This is a genomic window from Breznakia sp. PF5-3, assembly GCF_029504745.1.
In the GTDB taxonomy this organism is placed as follows: Bacteria; Bacillota_I; Bacilli_A; order Erysipelotrichales; family Erysipelotrichaceae; genus Breznakia.
This window is the reverse complement of record NZ_JAQFIQ010000001.1, coordinates 58,424-84,221: the sequence shown is the minus strand read 5'-3', so window position 1 is coordinate 84,221 and position 25,798 is coordinate 58,424. Positions and strand designations below refer to the sequence as shown.

23 protein-coding genes and 1 other annotated feature are annotated in these 25,798 nt (G+C 33.0%); of the genes, 4 read left to right on the top strand and 19 right to left on the bottom strand.

What is annotated here, in order from left to right; translation table 11 throughout:
• The first annotated feature begins 34 nt into the window (after positions 1 to 34).
• Positions 35 to 1,234 (top strand): IS110 family transposase, encoded by a 1,200-nt coding sequence (locus M2475_RS00395; protein ID WP_277488779.1) that lies wholly within the window; start codon positions 35 to 37, stop codon positions 1,232 to 1,234.
• A 77-nt stretch (positions 1,235 to 1,311) separates the two neighbouring features.
• Here M2475_RS00395 and leuC read toward each other — a convergent pair whose 3' ends face one another.
• The 8 genes from leuC to serC form a co-directional block, all read right to left on the bottom strand.
• Positions 1,312 to 2,598 carry a 3-isopropylmalate dehydratase large subunit gene (leuC, locus tag M2475_RS00390; RefSeq protein WP_277488776.1) on the bottom strand — a complete coding sequence of 429 codons (1,287 nt, stop codon included), beginning with the start codon at positions 2,596 to 2,598 and terminating at the stop codon, positions 1,312 to 1,314.
• 2 nt (positions 2,599 to 2,600) lie between these two features.
• A complete protein-coding gene (locus M2475_RS00385) occupies positions 2,601 to 4,286 on the bottom strand; it encodes a 2-isopropylmalate synthase (RefSeq protein ID WP_277488878.1) in 1,686 nt (561 codons plus the stop codon).
• A gap of 19 nt (positions 4,287 to 4,305) precedes the next feature.
• On the bottom strand, positions 4,306 to 6,705 hold the full coding sequence (leuS, locus tag M2475_RS00380) for a leucine--tRNA ligase (protein WP_277488775.1): 2,400 nt from the start codon (positions 6,703 to 6,705) through the stop codon (positions 4,306 to 4,308).
• A 50-nt stretch (positions 6,706 to 6,755) separates the two neighbouring features.
• Positions 6,756 to 6,953: a binding site (T-box leader), on the bottom strand.
• A gap of 83 nt (positions 6,954 to 7,036) precedes the next feature.
• The gene (gltA, locus tag M2475_RS00375) at positions 7,037 to 8,431 is read right to left on the bottom strand and encodes an NADPH-dependent glutamate synthase (protein ID WP_277488773.1); all 1,395 of its coding nucleotides are present in this window, start codon (positions 8,429 to 8,431) and stop codon (positions 7,037 to 7,039) included.
• 1 nt (position 8,432) lies between these two features.
• A complete protein-coding gene (locus M2475_RS00370; protein ID WP_277488771.1) occupies positions 8,433 to 9,275 on the bottom strand; it encodes a sulfide/dihydroorotate dehydrogenase-like FAD/NAD-binding protein in 843 nt (280 codons plus the stop codon).
• Positions 9,276 to 9,409: 134 nt separating this feature from the next.
• Entirely contained in the window at positions 9,410 to 10,993 is a 1,584-nt protein-coding gene (locus M2475_RS00365) for a SpaA isopeptide-forming pilin-related protein (RefSeq protein ID WP_277488768.1), read from the bottom strand.
• A 75-nt stretch (positions 10,994 to 11,068) separates the two neighbouring features.
• Positions 11,069 to 12,226, bottom strand: a complete 1,158-nt coding sequence (locus M2475_RS00360; RefSeq protein ID WP_277488766.1) for a 3-phosphoglycerate dehydrogenase family protein — start codon at positions 12,224 to 12,226, stop codon at positions 11,069 to 11,071.
• Positions 12,227 to 12,228: 2 nt separating this feature from the next.
• Entirely contained in the window at positions 12,229 to 13,305 is a 1,077-nt protein-coding gene (gene serC, locus M2475_RS00355; RefSeq protein ID WP_277488764.1) for a 3-phosphoserine/phosphohydroxythreonine transaminase, read from the bottom strand.
• Positions 13,306 to 13,723: 418 nt separating this feature from the next.
• Between serC and M2475_RS00350 the strand changes: the two genes are divergently transcribed.
• On the top strand, positions 13,724 to 14,509 hold the full coding sequence (locus M2475_RS00350) for a PHP domain-containing protein (protein ID WP_277488763.1): 786 nt from the start codon (positions 13,724 to 13,726) through the stop codon (positions 14,507 to 14,509).
• A gap of 66 nt (positions 14,510 to 14,575) precedes the next feature.
• Here the strand turns inward: M2475_RS00350 and M2475_RS00345 are convergent, their stop codons facing one another.
• The 3 genes from M2475_RS00345 to M2475_RS00335 are packed head-to-tail and all read right to left on the bottom strand — an operon-like array spanning position 14,576 to position 16,428.
• Entirely contained in the window at positions 14,576 to 15,142 is a 567-nt protein-coding gene (locus tag M2475_RS00345) for a chromate transporter (protein WP_277488761.1), read from the bottom strand.
• Entirely contained in the window at positions 15,139 to 15,696 is a 558-nt protein-coding gene (locus M2475_RS00340; protein ID WP_277488760.1) for a chromate transporter, read from the bottom strand. The genes M2475_RS00345 and M2475_RS00340 overlap by 4 nt, the downstream gene beginning before the upstream one ends.
• Positions 15,697 to 15,732: 36 nt before the next feature.
• The gene (locus M2475_RS00335) at positions 15,733 to 16,428 is read right to left on the bottom strand and encodes a SprT family zinc-dependent metalloprotease (protein WP_277488758.1); all 696 of its coding nucleotides are present in this window, start codon (positions 16,426 to 16,428) and stop codon (positions 15,733 to 15,735) included.
• A gap of 53 nt (positions 16,429 to 16,481) precedes the next feature.
• Between M2475_RS00335 and M2475_RS00330 the strand changes: the two genes are divergently transcribed.
• Entirely contained in the window at positions 16,482 to 17,426 is a 945-nt protein-coding gene (locus tag M2475_RS00330) for a TIGR01212 family radical SAM protein (protein ID WP_346780367.1), read from the top strand.
• Between the two features lie 16 nt (positions 17,427 to 17,442).
• Here the strand turns inward: M2475_RS00330 and M2475_RS00325 are convergent, their stop codons facing one another.
• From M2475_RS00325 to sufC, 8 genes are all read right to left on the bottom strand, one after another.
• On the bottom strand, positions 17,443 to 17,955 hold the full coding sequence (locus tag M2475_RS00325; RefSeq protein WP_277488754.1) for an NUDIX hydrolase: 513 nt from the start codon (positions 17,953 to 17,955) through the stop codon (positions 17,443 to 17,445).
• 223 nt (positions 17,956 to 18,178) lie between these two features.
• Positions 18,179 to 18,937 (bottom strand): HAD-IIA family hydrolase, encoded by a 759-nt coding sequence (locus M2475_RS00320; RefSeq protein ID WP_277488752.1) that lies wholly within the window; start codon positions 18,935 to 18,937, stop codon positions 18,179 to 18,181.
• Between the two features lie 450 nt (positions 18,938 to 19,387).
• Positions 19,388 to 19,918, bottom strand: a complete 531-nt coding sequence (locus tag M2475_RS00315; RefSeq protein WP_277488750.1) for a 5-formyltetrahydrofolate cyclo-ligase — start codon at positions 19,916 to 19,918, stop codon at positions 19,388 to 19,390.
• A 6-nt stretch (positions 19,919 to 19,924) separates the two neighbouring features.
• On the bottom strand, positions 19,925 to 21,325 hold the full coding sequence (gene sufB / locus M2475_RS00310; RefSeq protein WP_277488748.1) for a Fe-S cluster assembly protein SufB: 1,401 nt from the start codon (positions 21,323 to 21,325) through the stop codon (positions 19,925 to 19,927).
• Between the two features lies 1 nt (position 21,326).
• On the bottom strand, positions 21,327 to 21,767 hold the full coding sequence (gene sufU, locus M2475_RS00305; protein WP_277488746.1) for a Fe-S cluster assembly sulfur transfer protein SufU: 441 nt from the start codon (positions 21,765 to 21,767) through the stop codon (positions 21,327 to 21,329).
• 11 nt (positions 21,768 to 21,778) lie between these two features.
• Complete coding sequence (locus M2475_RS00300) at positions 21,779 to 23,011, bottom strand: cysteine desulfurase (protein WP_277488875.1); 1,233 nt, start codon at positions 23,009 to 23,011, stop codon at positions 21,779 to 21,781.
• Positions 23,011 to 23,805 (bottom strand): SufD family Fe-S cluster assembly protein, encoded by a 795-nt coding sequence (locus tag M2475_RS00295; protein WP_277488744.1) that lies wholly within the window; start codon positions 23,803 to 23,805, stop codon positions 23,011 to 23,013. Before M2475_RS00295 ends, M2475_RS00300 begins: the two co-directional genes overlap by 1 nt.
• Positions 23,805 to 24,608, bottom strand: coding sequence for a Fe-S cluster assembly ATPase SufC (gene sufC, locus M2475_RS00290; protein WP_277488742.1), 804 nt, complete (start codon positions 24,606 to 24,608; stop codon positions 23,805 to 23,807). Before sufC ends, M2475_RS00295 begins: the two co-directional genes overlap by 1 nt.
• A 177-nt stretch (positions 24,609 to 24,785) precedes the next feature.
• Between sufC and M2475_RS00285 the strand changes: the two genes are divergently transcribed.
• Positions 24,786 to 25,796, top strand: coding sequence for a peptidylprolyl isomerase (locus M2475_RS00285; RefSeq protein WP_277488739.1), 1,011 nt, complete (start codon positions 24,786 to 24,788; stop codon positions 25,794 to 25,796).
• Positions 25,797 to 25,798: the final 2 nt, after the last annotated feature.

Sequence of the window (25,798 nt, the reverse complement as noted above, 5' to 3'; positions counted from 1 at the left end):
TAATATCGATCAAGAATACAAGGTAGAGATCACCATGGTTAGAACAGGTTCTAAGAAAGGTGGTCTTTTTATGACTTATTTTGTCGGCATTGATATTGCCAAACACATTCACTACGCTTGTGTCATTGATCAAACTGGTCAAGTTGTTACACAGCCATTTCCTTTTGAGAATACTTCAGTTGGTTTTCAACTGTTGCTTTCTCTTTTATCTAATTACTCGAAAGATAGTTTGTTTATCGGATTCGAATCTACCGCACACTATCACGAGAACTTAGCTCATTTTTTGACTTCGAATTCTTTCACCTATGAACTCATTAATCCTTTACTATCGAAACGTTTTAGAGGATTAAACATTCGTGATGTAAAGAATGATAAAGTCGATGCCTTAACGATTGCTAGCTTTCTTTCCATTAATAGGAATCAACCACTTCAAGAAGAATTCTTCATCAATGAACTGGCATTCTTATCCAAAGAAAGGGATAACATTGTTAAACAACGTTCTAGAGAGTATGTTCGTCTAACTGCATACTTAGATCGTGTCTTCCCTGAACTAAAGCCTAGAATTAAAGCTTCCATTAAGAGTCAAGGGTTCCACAACCTTCTCAGTAAATACAGTACTGCGAAAGAAATAAAAGAAACCCGAATTGATGCTTTATATAATACACTTAACTTTAAACGCAAATCATATCCCAAAGTTTATATCAGCGAACTGAAGGATCTTGCGAAGAGTTCTGTTGGATATCACTCCGATGTACTCTCTAAAGTTATTAAGAATATCATTCATCAAATCGAGTTTCTAAGCTTGCAGCTAGATGAGATAGAATCTGAAATCAAAAGCCACCAGCTAGTGATAAACTCTAGACTCAACCTAATCCCTGGTATGGGTCCTATTCAGATTGCTTATATCTTATCTGCTATAGAAAATATAACACGATTTGATCATCCAAGTAAAATTTTAGCTTTTTCTGGTCTTGACCCTAAAGTTAGACAGTCCGGTCAATTCACAGCCACCAAGACACGCATGTCAAAGCGAGGAAACCACTTACTTCGTTATGCTCTTACTTGGTCTGCTAATAATATTCGAAATAATTCGTCTACAATGAATACATATTACCTAAAGAAACGCTCTGAAGGTAAATCACACTATAACGCTTTAGGTCATTGTGCGAAGAAAGTAGTTAACTATATTTTCTTTATCCTTTCGAATCCAGATAAAGACTTTATCTTAGAATAACTACACAATAATTGAACTCAACTATATCCATAGTTGTTTTTGTCATGCAATAAACGAGAACTCAAGAATTCTTGTTTTCACTTGACAACCTCATAGTTGGTCTCCTTTAACTCTTCAGGACTTGCAATTTTCCCTAGTACAGCACTCGCTGCTGCTACTTCTGGAGATGCAAGATAAACCTCACTTTTGGGATGCCCCATGCGACCAACAAAATTACGATTCGTTGTTGCTACACAACGCTCTCCTTCTGCAAGAATACCCATATATCCTCCTAAACATGGCCCACATGTTGGTGTAGATACAACACAACCAGCATCAATAAAGATATCTAAAAAACCTTCTTTAATACACTGTTTATATATTTCTTGTGTAGCTGGGATTACAATACATCGTACATCCTTAGCAATTTTTTTATCTTTCAACAATTCAGCTGCTGCTTTCATATCAGAGTAACGGCCATTTGTACATGAACCAATTACTACTTGATCAATTTTTATATCGCCCCATTCACTGGTAGTTTTTGCGTTTTCAGGAAGATGTGGAAAGGCTACGGTATAATCAATTATAGATAAATCAATATCGTAAGTTTCATCATATAGTGCATCAGCATCTGCTTCAAAAACTTTAAATTCACGTTCACTACGTTCTTTCACATAATCAATTGTTGTTTGATCAACTTCAAAAATGCCATTTTTTGCCCCAGCCTCAATTGCCATATTCGCAATACAAAGACGATCATCCATTGATAGATTTTTTAGTCCATCACCACCAAATTCCATTGATTTATAAAGTGCACCATCAACACCAATTATACCAATAATATGTAAGATAACATCTTTTCCACTAACTAAAGGACGCAACTTTCCATGAAGATTAAATTTAATTGCACTTGGAATTTTAAACCAAGCTTTTCCAGTGGCCATTCCAGCCGCCATATCTGTACTACCTACTCCTGTAGAAAAAGCTCCTAAAGCTCCGTATGTACAAGTATGTGAATCTGCACCAATTATTAAATCCCCACTTGTTACAATTCCTTGTTCTGGTAATAAAGCATGCTCTACTCCCATATTTCCAACATCATAATAATGTTTTATATCATATGCCTTTGCAAAACAACGACATTGTTTTGTTTGGGTAGCAGCTTTGATATCTTTATTAGGTGTAAAATGATCCATTACCAAAGAAATTTTTTCTTTATCAAATACATCTTTAAAATTAGCTTTTTCAAATTCATTAATAGCCACAGGTGTAGTAATATCATTTCCTAAAACCATATCTAAATTGGCCATAATCAACTGCCCTGCTTCTACCTTATCTAGACCCGCATGTGCAGCCAATATTTTTTGTGACATTGTCATCCCCATTATTAATTTTCCCCCTTATTTTTTATTTTTTCATTAATTGCACGATTCAAGGCACTAACCAATCCTTGAATGGAAGCTGCAATAATATCATCATGAATACCAACACCAAAGCGTTCTTCTTTTATACAATCAACAATTTCAACATATGCACACGCTTGTGAAGAAGAACCTTCGCTAAGTGAATGCTCATTATAATCAATAATATCAAATGTAAGGTCCAAATTATCGCGCAATGCATTAGCAACCGCATCCAAACGCCCGTTCCCTTTACCTGTGATATCTTTTTTCACTCCATTGTAGTTAATAGATAGCATTACCGTAATATCACCATTACGAGTAAAATGATAATCAATTAGCTCAAGAGGACTTTGTAGATTCACAAAATCTCTTTGGAAAATATCATATATTTCATTTGGCAATAATTCAGAATGTTTTTTATCAGAAATATCTTTAATATAGTAACCAAATCCCTCACGGAATCTTGGTGGTAAATCAAATCCATAATATTCTTCCAATAAGTACCCTATTCCACCTTTTCCAGATTGTGAATTTATTCGAATTACATCAGTTTCATATTCACGACCAACATCATTTGGATCAATTGGCAAATATGGTACACTCCAATATGCAGCATTTGTTTCTTCGTGATATTTGAGTCCTTTCGCAATTGCATCTTGATGGCTTCCAGAAAATGCAGCAAATACTAACTTACCAGCATATGGAGTACGATCATAAACTTGCATGCGTGTTACAGACTCATAAACTTCTACAATTTTATTCATATCACTAAAATCTAGTTTTGGATCTACTCCATGTGTATACATATTCATGGCTAACGTCACAATATCCACATTTCCAGTTCGCTCTCCATTACCAAACAATGTGCCTTCAATTCGATCTGCACCAGCTAATAAACCTAATTCAGAATCAGCAACACCACAACCTCGATCATTGTGTGGATGTAAAGAAACAACCACATTATCACGATATTTTAAATGCTTACACATATATTCAATTTGTGAAGCGTATACATGAGGCATACTCATTTCTACTGTAACAGGTAAATTAATAATAACCTTTTTATCTGCTGTTGGTTTCCATATATCTAAAACCGCATTACACACATCAAGAGCATACTCCATTTCTGTTCCTGTAAAACTTTCTGGTGAATATTGAAAACGTATGTCTCCATCTGCTTCTGCTGCTAGCTCTTTCAATAGCGTAGCCCCTTTAACAGCAATATTTAATATCTCTTCTTTGGATTTCTTAAACACCTGCTCACGTTGTGCTAATGAAGTAGAGTTATAAACATGAACCACTGCTTTCTTACACCCTTGCAAAGCTGCAAATGTCTTTTTAATAATATGTTCCCTTGCTTGTGTTAAAACTTGTATTGTAACATCTTCAGGAATAAGATTTTGATCTATCAATGTACGCAAAAATTCATACTCTGTTTCACTTGCAGCTGGAAATCCAACTTCAATTTCTTTAAACCCGATTTCCACCAATAGTTTAAAAAATTTCACTTTTTCCTCTAAGCTCATAGGAATAATTAATGATTGATTACCATCGCGTAAGTCAACACTACACCAAATTGGCGCCTCTTTTATATATTCTTTTGTTACCCATTCAAAACTAGGTTCTGGTGGCATAAAATAACCACGTTGATATTTTTGGTAATTCATAATTACTCCTTTCTCTGTTGTCTTATACAACTATATTTACTAATTTATTTTTAATAACAATTATTTTTCTTACTTCTTTTCCATCAGTGTGTGATTTGATTGCATCTAAACTCATTGCCGTTTCTTTGATTTCATCATCACTGCTGCCATTCGCAATCATAAACTTAGCACGAAGTTTACCATTTACTTGGACAATAATTTCAACTTCCGCATCTATTAACATCGCCTCTTCATACACTGGCCATGCTTTATAAGCTAAAGAACCTTGTTCTTTTAAATACGTTGTCCAGATTTCTTCACTAAGGTGAGGAGCAAAACAAGATAACATCTTCACAAAACCTTTTACATATTCAATATAAATTTCATCTGCTTTATAACAATCATTGATGAAAATCATCATTTGTGATATCGCAGTATTTAAATTTAACGTTTCAATATCATTCGTAACTTTTTTTACTGTTGCATGATATGTTTTATCCAAACTTTTATTATTTGTTGTTGTGAATTTTTGATTATGTTCACTAAATAAACGATAAATACGATCTAACCATTTTCTAGCTCCATCTAATCCATTTGTAGACCAAGGTAAGGCTGCTTCTAATGGACCCATAAACATTTCATAAACTCGCAATGCATCCGCTCCATGTGAAGCTATGATTTCGTCAGGATTTACTACATTTCCTCTAGATTTTGACATCTTTTCATTATTTTCCCCTAAAATCATTCCTTGATGGAACAACTTCTTAAAAGGTTCTTTTGTAGAAACAACGCCACAATCATATAACACCTTGTGCCAGAAACGTGCATATAATAAATGCAATACTGCATGTTCTGCTCCACCGATATATAAGTCAACTGGTAACCAACGATCTAATAATTCTTTTTCACCTATTTCGTTATTGTTTTTAGGGTCAATATAGCGCATATAATACCAACATGATCCTGCCCATTGTGGCATTGTATTGGTTTCCCTTTTTCCTTTTACTCCATCAATTTCAACATTCACCCAATCACTAATGTTAGCTAATGGGCTCTCTCCAGAAGCTGCAGGTTTGAAATCTTCTGCTGCTGGCAACTCTAAAGGCAAGTCCTCTACATCTACAGTACGCATTGTACCATCACTCATATGGATGATAGGAATAGGTTCTCCCCAATAACGTTGACGAGAAAATAACCAATCTCGTAATTTATATGTTGTTTTTGCTTCTCCACACTTATGCTCTTCTAACCAAGCAATCATTTTATCAATTGCTTCTTGTTTTCCTAAACCATTTAAGAAATCTGAATTAATATGCAATCCATCTCCTGTAAAAGCTTCGTTATCGATATCTCCGCCTTCCAATACAGGAATAATATTCAAATCAAATTTTTTAGCGAACTCATAATCTCGCTCATCATGCGCTGGAACAGCCATAATTGCCCCACTACCATAAGTTGAAAGCACATAATCACTAATCCAAATAGGAACTTCTTTACCATTTACAGGATTTATTGCATAAGCACCTGTAAACACACCCGTCTTATCTTTATTTAAATCTGTTCTTTCCAAATCAGATTTGCTTTCGCATAACTTTTGATAGGCATGAATCGCCTCTTTTTGATCCTCTGTAGCAATATCCATAACAAATGGATGCTCTGGAGCCATAACACAATAAGTAGCACCAAATAACGTATCAGCACGAGTTGTAAATACTGTAAACTCTTTATCTGTATTTTTGATTTTAAAAATAACGTTTGCTCCTACACTTTTTCCAATCCAATTAATTTGCATATCCTTAGTAGATTGTGGCCAATCAACCAAATCCAAATCTTCTAATAAGCGTTCTGCATATTCCGTAATTCTCAATACCCATTGACGCATTGGCTTACGAATTACTGGGTAGCCACCAATTTCACTTTTTCCATCAATGACTTCTTCATTTGCAAGCACAGCTCCCAACTCAGGACACCAATTTACTGGAATCTCATCAATGTATGCTAATCCCATATCATATAATTTCGTGAAAATCCATTGTGTCCATTTATAGTATTCAGGATCTGTTGTTGAAATTTCACGATCCCAATCATAAGAAAACCCAAAGGATTGAATCTGTTCACGGAAATAATTAATATTTTTCTTTGTAAATTCAGAAGGATAATTTCCCGTTTTAATTGCGTATTGTTCAGCTGGTAGTCCAAATGCATCCCATCCCATTGGATGCAATACATTAAATCCTTGCATTCGCTTCATTCGACAAATCACATCACTTGCTGTATATCCTTCTGGATGTCCAACATGTAGTCCATTACCACTTGGGTATGGGAACATATCCAAACAATAATAAGGATCTTTACTTTTATCATGTACATCACATGCAAAAGTCTTATTTTCCTTCCAATAGTTTTGCCATTTTTTTTCAATTTTCTTGTGATCAAATACCATATTACTCTTTTCTCCTTTATAAATTAAAAACGTCCTCAGATATTTTCATATCTAAGGACGTATATTTACGCGGTACCACCTTAGTTCATACAAAATTGTATGCAACTTCATTAATCGTTAACGCCGACTTACGAATAGCTTATCTATTAGCTCCTTGACAAGTTCATCTCTAGTACACACAAGTTTCCACCAACCACTTGTTCTCTCTGCTGCTTTTCAAGATTACTACTCCAATTCATAGCTTATTAAAAGTAATTATAAAGCAATCTATGAAAACATGCAAGTAATAATTTTCATAATTAATGAAAATTATTACATTAAGTAAAGCTTTCTAATTCTTATCTTTACCTTGAATATAAGCATCCATTGCTTCCGCAGCTTCTTTCCCAGCACCCATGGCTAGAATTACCGTGGCTGCCCCCGTTACTGCATCACCACCAGCATAAACTCCTTCACGGGTTGTTTTCCCATGTTCATCCGTTACCAAACAACCCCATTTGTTTGCATCTAATCCTTTTGTTGTTTGTCTAATCAGTGGATTTGGTGATGTACCAATTGACATTATCATACAATCGATATCCAATACGAAATTACTACCTTCTTTCACAATTGGTCTTCTTCGACCACTCTCATCAGGTTCGCCAAGTTCCATTTCCACACATTCCATTCCCTTCACGTATCCATTTTCATCGCCTAAGATTTTCACAGGATTTGTAAGTGTTTTAAAAATAATGCCTTCTTCCTCTGCATGCTCTACTTCTTCAGCACGAGCTGGAAGTTCATTCATACTTCTACGATAAACAATATATACTTCTTCTACACCAATACGCTTTGCACATCGTGCAGCATCCATCGCTACATTTCCCCCACCAATAATTGCCGCTTTTTTCGCTTTAAAAATTGGTGTATCTACGCCTTCTTGATAAGCCTTCATAAGATTAAAACGTGTTAAAAATTCATTTGCAGAAAATACACCATTAAGGTTTTCACCAGGTAATCCCATAAAGTTTGGAAGTCCTGCTCCACTTCCGACAAATACTGATTCATAGCCTTGGTCAAACAATTCGTCAATTTCTAATACTTTCCCAATGACCATATCTGTTTCAATTTTTACACCTAAAGCTTTTAGTGCATCAATTTCTTTTTTCACAATTGCCTTTGGCAAACGAAACTCTGGTATTCCATATACCAAAACGCCTCCTGCTTCATGCAATGCTTCAAAAATAGTAACATCATATCCTTTTTTAGCCAAATCACCAGCACATGTTAATCCAGCTGGGCCTGCACCTATCACTGCAACTTTATGTCCATTTGATTTTGCTTTTTTTATATCATCTTTTTCATGTGCCATATGATAATCAGCAACAAATCGTTCAAGTCTACCAATTGCCACTGCTTCACCTTTTATTCCGCGAACACATTTTTGTTCACATTGTGATTCTTGTGGACATACGCGTCCACAAACAGCTGGTAATGCATTGGTTTCTTTGATGATTTGATAAGCTTCTTCAAAATCGCCTGCTTTTACTTTTGCGATAAATTCAGGAATCTGAACTCTTACCGGACAACCATTCACACACGGTTTATGTTTACATTGTAGACACCGATCAGCTTCTTCCATTGCTTGTTCAGGAGTATAACCAAGTGCAACTTCATCAAAATTATGATTACGTACCTGTGGGTCTTGTACAGGCATTGAGACTTTCTTTGGATTCATATTAGGCATACTAAGCTACCTCCTTATTAAATAAATTGCAGTCTTCATCTCTTGCTTGTGCTTCAAACTTCATATATTGTTTTGATCTAGAAATAGCCTCATCAAAATCTACAAGATGACCATCAAAATCAGGACCATCAACACAAGCAAATTTCATTTCACCACCAACAGTCAATCGACAACATCCACACATCCCAGTTCCATCAATCATAATTGGATTCATACTAACCATTGTCTTAACATCGTACTTTTTAGTAACTTGGCATACAAATTTCATCATAACAAGTGGACCAATTGCAATTACTTCATCAAATTGTTCCCCTGCAACTAACAATTCTTCTAATTTGTTAGTAACCAGCCCCTTTTCTCCAGCACTACCATCATCACTCATCATATACATGTTTTTAGATACAACTTTAAACTCATCTTCTAAAATTACTAAATCTTTATTTCTAAAACCAGAGATTACTGTAACCTCTGCACCATTATCGTAAAGTGCTTTGGCTGTAGGATATGCAATAGCACACCCAACACCACCACCGATAACACACACTTTTTTTAATCCTTCAATATGCGATGGAACCCCTAATGGACCTACAAAATCCATGATTTCATCACCTACATTCAAACCATTTAAAATTTTCGTTGATTTCCCAACAATTTGAAAAATAATCGTTACCGTTCCCTTATCGCGATCATAATCAGCAATTGTTAATGGCATTCTTTCCCCTAATTCATGTGAGCGAATAATCACAAATTGCCCTGCTTTTGCTTTCTTGGCAATCAACGGTGCATTTACCACCAATTTTGTAACCGTTGGATTCAATTCCTCTCTTGCTACTATATTGAACATATTTTTCTCCTTCCATATGACAATTATCTACATATTAACAACAATTATAATACGAAGTGTTCAAAATGCAAAGCGTTTAAGAGGTTTTTTTCCATTCCCTGCCTTTTTTATTATCGAAAAAGAAAAAGTACTGATTAGTCAGTACTTTTCTTTCTTCTGTAATAAGTGCATAAAATTATTCCTAGTGAACCAATAAATAATACATTATATCCCATTACATTTGTTGTATCACCTGCAGCCACACCAGCCTTACTAGCTGCGATCATCATTTGATCATACATCATAACTTTTTGAACACTACCTGTGTTTTTTACAGTAAACTCAATATCGTCCGCCTTTTTATAACCTTTAGGTGCTTCTACTTCTCTTAAAATATAAGTTTTATTAGCAACTAATGTCTTATCAATTCGGGTCGCTTTTTTCGTTGTTGTAAATGTATGAACAACTTCTTGCGTATCTTTATCGATAATTTCAAGTTTAGCACCAGCTACAAAATCAGTTGTCAGCGTATTATTTCGTTTGCTGTATTTAAAGATTTCAATCTTTGTAAAGTCATCTTCCATCTTTAGTGATTGCACTTGACCATCATAAGTGATAGAAAAAGGTATATCTTGTGCAGTTACATAACCATCAGGAGCATATCTTTCACGTAAAATGTAATCCCCTGCTACTACATTATTAATGATATGTGTTGTACCATCAGACAACCATGAATCAACAACTATATTTGTATCTGCTTCAATTACTTCTAAATATGCACCAAGTACTTCTTGGCTTCCACCAATTTCCATTTTATCAACTTGTACTGTACCTTTTGCCATTCTAATCGAAATATCAAACTTCGAAAAATCTAATCCACTAATTTTCATTAATGCTTGCGTATTAGCATTTGTTGGATCTTTATAAATAATATCAATCCCACGACTTGTTTCAATGATTGGATCAATATCTTGGAATGTTACGGTACCTGTTAATGCACTTGAATCCTTTTGCGCATAAACTAATATATCATTACCATTACGTTCAAAAACATAATTCCCAGTGCTTTTTGAAAGAAACCAATTATTAAAAACTAAGTTTGTATCTTTCAAAAGTGTTCCATTGCTCTTTCCATAACCATTCACTATGACCTGTGAACCTTTAAAAGATGGTTTAAGAGCTGTTTCATAATCATTAACACGTTTTTTAATTTCATTCATTTTGCCAATGACATTACTCGTTACTCCAGAGAACGTATACCCTTGGTAATCCCAAATAGCCAATTGTGTTGCATAATAAGCTAAATTTGACGTATCTCCATTATAACCATATCCAAAATAAGAAATTTCTTGTAGTTTTAATTTATCAGCCGTAGATAAAACTACATTAAAATCATCTGTAGATAACGGATCATATGGTTTTGAATTAGCAGTTAACTTTGTTGGTTCAATACAATATGTTAATTCTTCCGCCCCCTTACTATCTTTCAATTTCGTAATCCCTGGAATAGAGGCGTGTTTATTATTATTGCTATCAACAATTTCAATATATCGATAACTTCCTCCATCATAATTCATTTCTGCTGTGCTTGTTGTGTATTCATTACTGATTGAATAATCAACACTCAATGTATACTTGCTTTCTGCACTGACCTTTGCAACATCCGTATGACCAACTACGATTCCCAAAGCAAATATAAAAATAAGACCTTTGTAAAATAACTTGTATATTCTATCCATCAAAAACTACCTCCTACTTAAACAAGACGGTAGAAACGGCGAAAAGGTTTCAAAAAAAAGTGCTTTTCGCACTTTTTATAAAATTGTCACTCTCAAAATTTCAGGAATTTTTTGTAATTGTTCAGCAACAGAAGCAACTTCTTTACTATTGACATCAACAATTGTATAAGCATAATCACCTTTGGATTTATTAATTAAATTCTCAATGTTCATACCACCATCTGATATTGTTTGAGAAATTTGAGCAATCATATTCGGTGTGTTTTTATGAAAACATGTAACTCTTGCTTCACCACTTCGATCTAATGTAACATTTGGTAAATTCACAGAATTTAAAATATTTCCATTTTCTAAAAAATCCGTAATTTGATTTACTGCCATAATTGCACAATTCTCTTCAGATTCAGGTGTAGAAGCTCCTAAATGAGGGATACAAATAACTCCTTTTTGGTGTAAAATTTTAGAGTTTGGGAAATCACATACATAGTTTTTTATACGATTTTCATCAAGTGCTTTACATATTGCATCTTCATCTACTAAACCACCACGAGCAAAATTTAAAATACATACATTTTCTTTCATTTTAGAAATTGCTTCCTCATCAACCATATTTCTTGTTTTATCACTTAAAGGAACATGAATCGACAAATAATCACATTTTTCGTATAGTTCATCCATTGTTTTTGCATAATGTACTTTTCTTGATAATTGCCATGCTGAAGCAATGGAAATGTATGGATCATATCCATATACTTCCATTCCAAAATGCAATGCAAGATTAGCGACTTTGATTCCAATGGCACCAAGTCCAATAATTCCTAATTTTTTTCCACGTAATTCATTTCCTGTAAATTTACTTTTTTCTTTTTCAACTAAAGTTGCAACATCCTCTGTATCTGTTAATGTTTCTACCCATGTCATTGCATTAAACACTGGTCTAGCAGACAATAACATCCCAGCAAAAACCAATTCCTTTACAGCGTTCGCATTTGCACCAGGTGTATTGAAAACAACAATTCCATTTTCACTACAACGATCAATTGGAATATTGTTTACTCCTGCACCAGCTCTTACAATAGCTTTCAGATTATCATTAAAATCAAGGTCATGTAATTTTGCACTACGTACAAGAATTCCATCCTCTCCTTGTATATCTTCACCAACTTCATAAAGGTCACGATTCACTCTACTCAACCCTTTGGGTGATATCTTATTATATAATTTAATTTTCATTGTTATTTGTTCCTCGCTTCAAATTCTTTCATAAATGCAACTAATTTTTCTACACCCTCTACATTCATTGCATTGTAGATAGATGCACGCATTCCACCAACACTACGATGTCCTTTTAAATTTACCATACCTGCTGCTTTGGCTTCCGCAATAAACTTTTCATCCAATTCTTTACTAGTTGATACAAAAGGAATATTCATGTAAGAGCGGTCTTCTTTTGCAACCGTGCCTGTAAACATAGAAGAAGCATCTAAGAAATCATAAATCATCGATGCTTTCTTTTGGTTTGTTTTTTGCAAATTTTCTAAACTTCCAAATTCTTCTTCAATCCATTCTAAAACCAAACCTAACATATAAATTGCATAAGTTGGTGGAGTATTAAACATAGAATCGTTATCTGCTTGTACTTTATAAGAAAGCATTGAAGGTAATTCATCGTTTTCTTTAATCAAATCTTCACGAACAATTACCAAAGTCAAACCTGCCATTCCCAAATTTTTTTGTGCACCTGCAAAGATAATTCCATACTTTGATACATCAATTGGTTCACTTAGGATACAACTTGATTGATCCGCAACTAATGGAATATCTTTAGTATCTGGTAATGTATGAAATTTTGTCCCATAAATTGTATTATTTTCACAAATATAGAAATAATCAACATCCTTTGGGACATCATATTCTTTTGGAATATAAGAGAACGTATCCTCTTCACTACTTGCTATAACTACCGCTTCCCCAAGCTTATTCAATTCCTTAATCGCTTTTTTACTCCAAGCCCCAGTATTTATTACAGCAGCCTTTTTGTGATTGCTTAATAAATTCATTGGTATCATCGAAAATTGTAAAGAAGCTCCCCCTTGCAAAAACAACACTTTATAATTAGAAGGAATATTCATAAGTTTTATTAACCTCGAGCGACAGGACTCAAAAACCTCAAGGAATTCTTTGGAACGATGGCTCATCTCCATTACAGATTGTCCTGTACCATGGTAATTCAATAATTCACTTGCAGCTTTTTCTAATACCTTTTCATTCATCTGAGAAGGTCCTGCACTAAAGTTATAAACTCTATTCATTATATATCTCTCCTTTTCAAGTTTGTTAACTATTATAGCATATTTAAAAAAACAAACAATGAAAAAATGAAAACAAAAGAAACATTTATGAAAATAAAAGAAACAAAATGAAAAGAGCCCTCGTATTATTGAGAGCTCTCACTTTTGAGTTATCTTTCTTATTTTGTATCTTGTTTAACCCTTTTTCAAGATAGTTCTTTAACGAGCGATGTTTGGGATTTTAGTCACCCTCACTCCTTAGGAGACTTTCTTAGGTATTTCTACCTGTACTTATAATATACACAATAACTATAAAATCGTAAACACCAAAGCGGACAGATTTAATACCATTTTTTCCAGATGTATAAATTTCTGATGGTGATATTACTTTTTTCCTATTTTTGCTTATGCTATAATACCTAAAATAGAGGTGATAAATATGATTGATGGACATATGCATTTAGAATATGGGCCGCTTACAAAAGAATATGTGTTAGAATTTGTTGAAGCTGCAAAGAAAAAAAAGCTTACCAAAATTCAAATTCTAGATCACACTCATAGATTTATTGAATTCAAGCCACTTTATGAAAACTTAAGAAATATTGAAGTTCAAGATAGTTGGTTAAACAGTGATAAAAAGTTTTGTAATACCCTACAAGAGTTTATTGATTTAATGGAAGAAATAAAATCAATGAATACAGGCATTCAAATCGATTATGGTTTAGAGGTTTGCTATGTACCAGAAGAAGAAACTTTTTTAAAAAAACTGTTAAGTCAATACACCTTTGATTTCCTTGTTGGTGCAATTCATTCAATTGATGGTATTTTATATGACATGAATTTTTCTAAAAAGTTGCTTTGGGAAGTTCAACCTGTAGATGTTATTTACAAACGCTACTATGAACTCATCTTTAAACTTATCAAAAGTGATTTGTTTACCCAGCTAGCACATCCAGATACAATTAAATTATTCAATTACTATCCTACATATGATTTAACTCCCACTTATGAAACATTAGCTACTCTGCTTAATGAACACCATATGAAGGCTGAAAATAATACTGGTTGTTATTATCGCTATAAACACAAGGATATGGGATTGTCTGATGAATTATTACAGATACTAAAAAAACACACTGTGAAAATGATTACTGCAAGTGATGCTCATCAACCTGATCATGTAGGATCATACATTACAGAGATTTATGAAAAGACAATGAAATAAATCCTCTTAATTATTACAAAACACGTACATTATAATCAATGTACGTGTTTTAAATAGTATAATTTATTATATATAATAGATAAAATAACCTATGACTCCTGCAAATAATGTAAGAAAGATTGGATTAATATCAAATTTTATATTTGCTATCGCACATGCGATAAATACAATAGCTGGAAAGATAATCGTTGTACTAATTGTAGTATTAAGCAATTCGTTAATGGATTGTACATCAAATATGACACCAAGAGCTAAAGTAAAAGCAGCACTTGCAATTAATCCTACTGCGGATGGTTTGATAGATTCCATAAAATATTGAATTTTTTTATTTTTTTGGATATATTTAGAAAAATAATGGAATAAAGATACCAAAACAAAGGAAGGAATACACACTGCAATCGTAGCGAGCATAGCACCTGTAATATCTCCTGATAAATATCCTACATAAGTAGCAGCATTTATCGCAATCGGTCCAGGGATTAACATATCTAGAGCATTTAAATCAGCAAACTGTGAAAGAGATAATCCCAAGTTTAGTGATTCATCTAAAATCATGGTCAACATCGCATAGCCACCACCAAAGCCTAAAAAGCCAATTTTTAAAAACGCTAAAAAGATAGAGACTAAAATCATGATGGCCTCCTTTTATTAAGTAAAGAAAAATAAAAAACGCCAAAAATTCCAGCCCCTACAATAACAAAAGGTGCTTGTATATTAAAAAGAACAATAAGCAAAAAACTACAAAGCATAATGCACCAAGCATACATATTCTTTAAATTGTGTTTACCCAAAGTAATTGCTGCCGCTAATACAAATGCTACTGAAGCAGCACGAACACCTACAAAAGCCATTTGTAGTGGTCCCTCTTGAGGAATATAATCATATAAGATTGTAGCAATCAACATAAGAAAAAAAGCTGGCAGAATGCTTCCCAGCGATGCTGCGAGCATTCCACGCATACCATTACACTTCTTTCCTACAAAACATGCACAATTTAATGCAACAACCCCAGGAATCGTTTGTGCCATGATTGCATCATCTAAAAAAGCTTCACGGCTCATTAATTTATATTTTTTTACGATGTCTTTTTCAATTACAGGCAACATCGCTAAACCTCCAGCAAAAGTAAATGTTCCTGCAATAAGAAAAACTTTAAATAAAATCCAATCAATATTTTTTTTATCCATAATTCCTCCCCAAACATAATGCTCTAATAACAATATCTACATAGTAGAAAGCTTTATTCGTTCTTTATAATCTGGCATATAATTCGCAATAATTTGATAAAAATGTTTGGAATGATTTGGTTGAATGAAATGCACTAATTCATGAAACACAACATATTCTCCAAACTTCATTGGATAATGAATCAGATTGGTATTCAACGTAATTGTGTTACTTCTCGTAGCACAACTCCCCCATCGTGATTTCATCTTTCGATATTTTATAGTTGGCATCTCCAAACGATAATCTATCAATCGTGAAACATATTCATTTACTATTTTAGAAAACACCTGTTCACAAGTATGACGAATATACTTTTGTATTACTTTATTACATTCTGCCTTATCATGTTTATAATATACATACATCTGATTTTCTTGTAAAGAAACACTATTCTGATTTGACTGTACACAAATAAGATCATATTTTTTTCCAAACAAATAAAAATAATCTTGATCAAAACAATCAGTAAAAAGAACATCAAATTGCTTTTTTTGCTGTTCTTGTTTTTTTAAAATCCAAGAAATTCGTTCTTTTAAAAAAGCGTCTATCTTATGTTGAGGTATGTATTGATTTGCACTCACACTTAAAGAACCATCCTGTTCTACCTTTAATATTAGATTTTTAATTTTTTTAATATGTAAGTTATAAGTAAATACATAACCATCAATTATAATTCTCTTTTCTACACTCATTTTACCACCTACTATAGATTATCATATTATCTAAAATATGATAAGATATTAATATGAAAAATCCTTTTATTTATAGTAATGATAACAAACGCTACCATACATGGAATTACTATTTACGCAATAAATTTCATTCTAAAGTATTTAAAGTTCCACTAAACGCTAATTTTGGTTGTCCCAATCGGGATGGCACCTGTGGTATTGGTGGTTGTACATTTTGCTCTAGTAGTGGTAGTGGTGATCAAGTAGAAGCAGCCAACGAATCTTTAAAAAAACAATTTCATGCCAATATGAATGTAATGAAACGTAAATGGCCAGATGGAAAGGCACTGGCCTATTTCCAAGCTTACACAAATACATATTGCTCCTTAGAAACCTTAAAAAACACAATCCAACCTTTTTATGAAAAAGATGAAGTTTTAGGTATTTGTATTGCAACAAGAGCAGATTGTTTAGAGGATGATAAAATAGCATATTTAAATAGTTTAGCTGAAAAAAAAGAAATCTGGATTGAATTAGGATTACAAACCATTCATGATAAAACAGCAAACGCAATCAATCGCGGACATTCTTATGCTACATTTAAAAATTGTATTGAACGTTTAAAAAATACAAAACTTAAAATCTGTGTTCATCTTATGAATTCATTACCAAATGAAACAAAAGAAATGATGATTCAAAGCGCCAAGGAAGTTGGTTCCTTAGCACTTCACGCAGTAAAGATTCACATGCTTTATCTTAGCAATGGTACCACGCTTGCTAAACAATATCATAAGACACCCTTTCCGTTATTATCAAAGGAAGATTATATTGATGTTGTTGTTAAACAATTGGAGCAACTTCCTCCTAGAATTATAATCCAAAGATTGACAGGAGATGGAGATAAAGAAACGCAAATTGATTCTTTTTGGATGTTTAAGAAAACTGTTATTTTAAATGATATTGATAAAGAAATGGTTGCCAGAAACACATATCAAGGGAAAGGACTAGAAACAAAATAAAAACCGCGAATGCGGTTTATTTATTTTCTAAATAATATCGTAAAGCCATTAAATCTCTTCGCTGAACCAATTCATTAACAGTTCTTTTAGGATACTCAGCTAATGTTTTCATTGCATCCTCCTCATCGTAATGTTCAATACCCTGAATAAGATTCAACTCTTCTTCACTACGATTTTCACCGCCTACATGATCCAATAACTTCACAATGAAATATGTGGAAATGGTTTCCCGATTCAAACTATTATAATGATCGACAATATAACCTATTTCTTTTACAACTTCACACGTATACCCTATTTCTTCTTTGATTTCTCGACGAATTGCTTCTTCAAGACTTTCATCATTTTCCACTGCCCCACCTATCGTTTCCAAATGATTTCGTCTTCCTAAAGCATCTGTCCCAATAATCCGCAAAAAAGTCAATTCATTATCTTTATTATATGCAAAACAGCGAACCGTCCATCGCTTTGTATATGGTTCTTTTGTTCTTTTACGAAAAACCCGATCTTCCAATATAGCAATCAACATAAACCTCTCCTTTACATATAAATTAAAATAAGAGACATTCGCATGCCTCTTAAACGATCTTTCGTAATCAATCTGGGGAGAAACTAATCATCTCTCTATGGGTGGGGAAGAAAAAATGATTAGGCGATTAATTACGAGGCATCACTACCTAATAAAATCATAACAAATTTTCAAAATAAGTCAATAAAGCGCTTACATTTTCTTTGGTTTTCCATGAAAAAGATTACATTTCTATGTCATTTAGGCTATTTACAACCTGATTCGGAATTATTTTTAATCGTTCTATATCTTTCCTATCATGTACTCCTGATGTTACAAATATTGTTTTCACTCCGAAATCAACACCTAACTTAATTTCTGTTTCTAAATTATCACCAACTAAAATAGCTTCTTCTTTGGTAATCGAAGCATATTCTAACACTTCATCTAAAATAGGTTGATATGGTTTTCCGATTTTTTCACTTTCCTGCCCTGTAGCATATTCAAACATAGCTACAATGCTTCCATTTCCAATGTTAAACCCATCATCTTTAGCCAAAAGACGATCACTATTGGTCCCGACTAGTTTTGCACCATTCAACAAAAATTTCAATGCATAAGAATATGTTTGATAACTTCCATCTTTATCCAATCCAACAAACACAAAATCAACATCTTTATCTGTAATAGTAAAACCACTATCTAATAGTGCTTCTCTAAGTCCGTCTTTTCCAACAAAAAAAGCATTTCTTTTAGATGATTTTTTTGCTATATAGCGAGCTGCAGCCATGCTAGAAGTGAAAAAATCCTCAGGATTCAATCCATAAAAACCTAATTTTTCCATATGCTCTACATTTTGTTTCCCTGTTCTTGTTGCGTTATTTGTAAGAAACAAATAACGATCACCATGCTCTCTAATTCTTTGTAGAAAATCAAGGGCTCCATCAATAATAGTATTTCCTTTATACATCGTTCCATCTAAATCTATTAAATATGTTTTCATAAAAACCTCACTTATTGTATAAAATATCATATCACAAATAAGGAATTATAGTTATTCTAGTTTATTTATAAATATGCAAATTATCTTCCACATTACTATCGTCCTTATTTTACTTATCATCAGTATACAAGATTTTTTTACCTATCAAGTATATGACCGTTTTTTTATATGTTTATATTTCTGTGTATTATTCCTAATAAAAGAATTGGATATATTTTTCATTTTGGTATTTATGATAATGATGTTGTTCTTCTTCTTTATGAAAATGATTGGTGGCGCTGATTTAAAACTCTATTTGTTTAATATATTATATTTAGGAAAATCAAAATTTTTAATCAGCTTTCTTTTATCTAATTTATTGGGACTTTTTATATGTATATACTTTAAAAAGAAAAAAATCCCATTTATACCATGTATAGTAATTGGGATTTTTTTAACTTTAATTTTCTTCTAGCGATGGTATACTCGCTTTTCACTAACAATATAATCAAGACGGATATCAAACTCTTCAGTTGGTATATTTTCAACTTTTTGTATTTCGAATCCAACACCAATCTTAATTGCTTTTGTTCTTTTTAAATATCGATCAAAATAGCCTCTACCTTGTCCTAAGCGGTTTAAATTTTCATCAAAGGCAACAAGAGGTACAATGATTACTTCTAAATCTTTAGGTTCAATATGATAATCTGAAGAAGGTTCTAAAATTCCAAACTTTCCTTTTTGTGTATCATTCAAAGAAACAAGTTCATAAAATTCCATTTGTTCCTTGTCTTTCACGACAGGAGCAAAAAAACTACGCTCCATAGATAATAATGCTGTTACATCCACTTCACTCATCATTGGTAAATATATACCAATATTCTCATGTTTTGCAATCAGTGGTATAAGCTTATCAACAACATCCTTTGAATAATTTGCGAGTTCCAATTTAGATAAGCCACTTCTTTTTTCACGACACGCCTTTCTCAAATTATCTTTCATATTATTCTAACCTATTGATCCTTCCATATCCATCTTCAACAGTTGATTCAATTCTACCGCATATTCCATTGGTAGTTCTCGTGTAAACGGCTCTAAAAAGCCCATGACAATCATTTCTTCGGCTTCCTCTTTTTTCAATCCCCGGCTCATTAAATAAAATAATTGTTCTTCACTTATTTTAGAAACTGTTGCTTCATGTTCAATTGTAGAACTATCATTTTGCACGATGTTCGTTGGGATTGTATCAGATTTGCTCTGCTTGTCTAATATAAGTGTATCACATTCTATCTTGCTTTTCGCATTTTTTGCATTTTTTCCATGAAGCACCAAACCACGATAGTTCACTTCTCCACCTTTTTTAGACACTGATTTAGAAATGATATTACTTGAAGTATTAGCAGCTAAATGAATCATTTTTGCTCCTGTATCTTGAATTTGATTGCTTCCTGCAACAGCAATTGAAATCGTTGTTGCTTTTGCGTATTCTTCAGCTAAAATACAAGCTGGATATTTCATAGAAATTTGTGACCCTATATTTCCATCAACCCATTCCATTGATCCATTGTAGAGAACTTTAGATCGTTTTGTAACAAGATTTAAAATATTACTGCTCCAATTTTGAACCGTTGAATAACGACATTTCGCATTTTTATGAACAATGATTTCTACCACAGCTGCATGCATACTCTCTTTAGAATAAATTGGTGCTGTACAGCCTTCAACATAATGCACTTCTGCCCCCTCATCAACAATGATTAAAGTTCTTTCAAACTGTCCCATACGCTCTGAATTGATTCTAAAATAGGATTGTAATGGTTTATCTAAAACTACACCCTTTGGAATATAAATGAAACTCCCCCCACTCCAAACAGCACTATTTAAGGCAGCAAATTTATTATCTGTAGCTGGAACCACTGTTCCAAAATACTTTTTAAATAGTTCAGGGTGTTTTTTCAAAGCCGTATCCGTATCTAAGAAAATAACACCTTTTTCTTCTACTTCTTCCAACATATTATGATAAACAGCTTCACTTTCATATTGTGTAGTAACGCCAGCCAAAAATTCTTTTTCAGCATCTGGAATTCCCAATCTATCAAATGTATCTTTGATTGTATCTGGGACATCTTCCCAATTGCTTTCTGTTTTTTCGCTAGGACGAATATAATATGTATAATCATTAAAATTTAAATGATCCAAACCTGGTCCCCATGATTGAATTGGCATTTTCTCAAATTGCTCATAGGCACGCAAACGATATTCGCGCATCCATTCTGGTTCTTGTTTGATTTCTGAAATCTCTTCAACAATCTTGCGAGTTAACCCACGATTTGTTTTATAGATACTGATATCTTCATCATGAAATCCATATTGATAATCATCGTTTGTCTTGATATCTTTTTCATTCATGTTATTTTTCGCTCTCTTTCATTAAATATTCAATTGCATCCCATCCAATTGTTGCACAATGAATACGATTGGCTTGCTTTCCAACGTTTTGAAAAGCTACTGCTTCGTCTAACAATTCTTCATCATATTGTTTTTCATCAATCATGTCACGGTAGTTTTGAATAATTTCTTTTGCTTCTACTAATGTCTTTCCAATCAATAGCTCACTCATAATTGACGTAGAAGCTGTTGCAATTGTACAGGCAACTCCATCAAAGCGGATATCCTTAATCTTATCATCCTTAATAAGTGCTTGCACTTCTATATCATCGATACAAGAATCACTTGCCATATGTTTACGCAAGTAATTATCATCTTTTACCAATTCACGATTTCTAGGATATTTATCATGATCCATGATAATTTGGCGTAAAACCATTGGATCTTTAAACATATCATTCATACTTATACCTCCTAAAAAAATACATCTAAGAAAGAATCTGGATTAATCTGTGAACAAACATCAATAAAATAATCAATTTCTTCCTTTGTGTTATAAAAATAAAGACTTGCCCGTAATGTACTTGGCGTATCCAAAAAATTCATCAATAACTTAGCACAATGTTGACCACTTCGTAAAGAGATTCCTTTATCACTAAAATAAGTGGCAGCATCTTGAGAAAATACATTTTTAATATTAAATGTAATAATTCCACTATCACTATCTTCATTATATATAATTACATTATCAAGTTCTTTCATCCGTTTCAGCATATATGCACGTAATTCACTTTCATATTCATGGATTTTTTCCAAACCAATTTCTTGAATATATTCAATCGCTGCTTTCATTCCCAAAGTTGCTTCAATTGCTGGTGTTCCTGATTCAAATTTATAAGGTGGATCTTTCATCAATAAATTTCCACACATATCATAGCGCGCATTACTTCCACCACCTAACATCAATGGTTCCATAGCTTCTAACAATTCATATTTCCCATATAAAACACCTGTTCCAGTTGGTCCACATAATTTATGTGCTGAGAAAGCGAAAAAGTCACAATCTAAGTCACGAACATCTACTGGCATATGGGGCGTTGATTGCGCACCATCTACGACAACAATAGCTCCATGTTCATGTGCAATACGAGATATTTCTTTAATATCTAATACACATCCTAACACATTGGTAACATGTGCAATTGAAACAATCTTCACACCACTATGAATTGCCTTTTTAAAAGTTTCAATTGTTACATATCCATGTTCATCTAATTCAATAAATTCTAGTGTAGCCCCTGTTGTTTCACAAGCATGCTGCCATGGTAAATAATTTGATGCATGCTCTGCTTCATCACTCAATACTACATCTCCAGGTTTTAATTGGTTTTGACCAAACCCAAAAGCTATTTGGTTTAAAGCTGCACTTGTACCGGATACAAATACTACTTCCTTACGATCACAATTAATAAAAGATGCTACTGTATCCCGCACACTTTCATATAATGTATCTACTTTATAGCTTAATTCATAATCTCCTCGATGTGCATTAACACTATATTTCGTATAATATTCATTGACAGCCTCAATAACTTTCATAGGTTTAAATGTAGTTGCTGCATTATCAAAATAAATCAAATCATATCCTTTCTTTGACTTATTTTTAAACATTGGAAAATCTTTACGTATTGCATCTATTTTCATAATTATAAACCCATCCTACTACGAATCATTGTTACTAGTTCTGCGTTCACTTCTTCATTATCTAAAACGTCAGTAATTGGTAACAAGTAAGACATCGTAAGTAATTCTTTTGCTTGTTCATCACTAATTCCCCTACTTTGTAGATAATATAAATCTTCTGCATTCATCTTACCCATACTATTTGCATGAGATGCCTCTACGTCGTTTTCATCAATTAATAGAACTGGAATTGCTTCACTTCTTTGATCTTCATGAAGCGTTAAAATTCTACTTGTTTGATGCGACTTGCTCTGATATGCACCCTTCTTAATCGTTCCACACGCAGTTATTTTATAATTCGCATGTTGCTTACTGATTTCATAATTACTCATATTACTATTTGTGTTTGCAGCAATGTGAATACATCCTATATCATAGATTTTCTTTGCACTTGTAATCGATGTAGTTACAACATCCACACTAGCACCATTTTCTTCTAAATAGAATTTCGCTTTTAAATCACAAGTGTTTTCATTCAATTCATAATACCCGATTTTCAATTCACTATCTTTTTTCAAATGATATGTAAGATTCATTTTAGAATCTTTACATTCATTCATTGATAACATATGCAATGAACTTGAAGGTTCTAACAAAATATCCTGTTGTAATTCAAGAGATCCTTTTAATATAAGTTTAATCTCTGCATGTACATTCTTTAAAACATGAAAAGACAATGTTTCAATTGTCTCGACTGTATATTCATAGTATCCATCTTTTTGGATTTCGATTGTTGTCTTTTCTGTAATCTTTTCCATTAGCGATTAGCTCCACATGATTCTAATACTAGTGCAGGTTTTTCACTTGGCTTTTCAACCCCATATTTTGTATAAAGCCATTCATACCCTTCGTTATCAATTTTTGAAACCAATTCATAGTCCCCAGACTCAACAATTTTACCATCCAGTAAAATATGCACATGAGTAGGTTTGGTTAAATCTAAGAAGCGTTCATAATGTGAAACAATTAATAATGATAAATCTTGTGTATCATATAAATCTTGTACCGCATCAGCAACGATTTTCAAAGCATCCACATCCAAACCAGAATCAATCTCATCCAACATTGCAAATTGTGGTTTTAATAATTTCATTTGAATGATTTCATTACGTTTCTTTTCCCCACCAGAAAATCCTTCGTTTAAATTACGATGAGCAATATCACTCTTCATACCTAAATCATCTACCGCATGTTCCATTTCACGAATAAATTTAAATAATGAAATCGGCTTTTCTAATCGTGCATTCATCGCTGCACGCAAAAAGTCAGAATTATTCACCCCTGGAATTTCTGAAGGATATTGCATCCCTAAAAAAATTCCAGCGCGACTTCTCTCGTCCACACTCATAGATAAAACATCTTTGTCATCATACCAGATTTCCCCACTATCAATTCGATACTTTGGGTCTCCCATAATAGCTGATAACAATGTACTTTTCCCTTGTCCATTTGGTCCCATCAGTGCATGTATCTCATGGTTATTTATCTCCAAATTCACTCCCTTTAGAATTTGTATATCATTTATACTTACATATAAATCCTTAATTACAAGTTTTCTCATTTATACGATCATTCCTTTCATCTTTATAATTTTAACGGACTAACGCATCTTATGCAATCTTTATGACTAAATTTGTGAAATTAAATGTTTTTTTGCCAAGACTAGCATTTATCACTAAATTACATTATAATATATCTTGCGCATAGATAACGCAAGCAGATTTTTTAGGAGGAAATCATGAATTACAATATAAAAGAAATTCTAAAAAAATTTTGGTTTGTAATCTTAGTAGGGGCGATTTTTGTCAGCATGGCGATCTTCTTTGCATGGGATACAAATAAGGACACCATCGCTGCAAAAAGTAGTAAGGGAAAAGATGTCATATTTACATTAGCAAACAAAAATTACACAGCAGATGAGTATTACAAAGCATTATTTGAAAATGCATCTGGTGACAATGAAGCCACAAGTGGTGTACAACTAACATATACGCTGATTGAACGTAATGTTATTGAACAAAGTGTTAAGACTACCGACAAGATGGAAGAAACAGCAAACAATAATTTCAAAACAATGGAGGCGTCTTACAAAAGTGGCTATGGTGATAATTATGAAACATACATTACATCACAGCTAAAACAATTGGGTTATGATGGAGTTGATGATTTTGAACAATATTTCTTAGATCAAGAAAAAGCTAAGAAATTAGTTAGTGATTATATAAATGATCATAAAGACTTATTTGATGAAGTATATGAAAAATCTTCACCAAGAGTTATTTCTCATATTCTTGTGAAAATGAGTGATCCTGCCAATCCAAGTGAAACAGAAAAAGCTCGTATGGCAGAAATTGAAAAAGCTTTAGAAAAAGATAGCTTTGGAAAAGTTGCAAAAAAATATTCTGATGATGAAGGTTCTGCAAAAGAAAGTGGAAGCCTTGGTATTCAGTTAAAGAGTGGAACCCTTGTAGAAGAGTTTAAAAATGCTGCCTGGAAATTAGAATCAGGTGAAGTAAGTCAATGGGTAAAAACAGAATATGGATATCACCTAATCAAAGTTGTAACAACAGATAAAAAGAAAATGTTGAAAGAAGACAAATACAACGATTCATTAGTATCTGCCATTCAAACATATTACCCTAATTTGAAAAAACAAATTGTATGGGAAAAAGCAAAAAAATTAAAAATTGAAGTTAAAGACAAAGATTTAAAAGCCGATTTATTAAAATATATCGGTGTTGAGAAATAGGA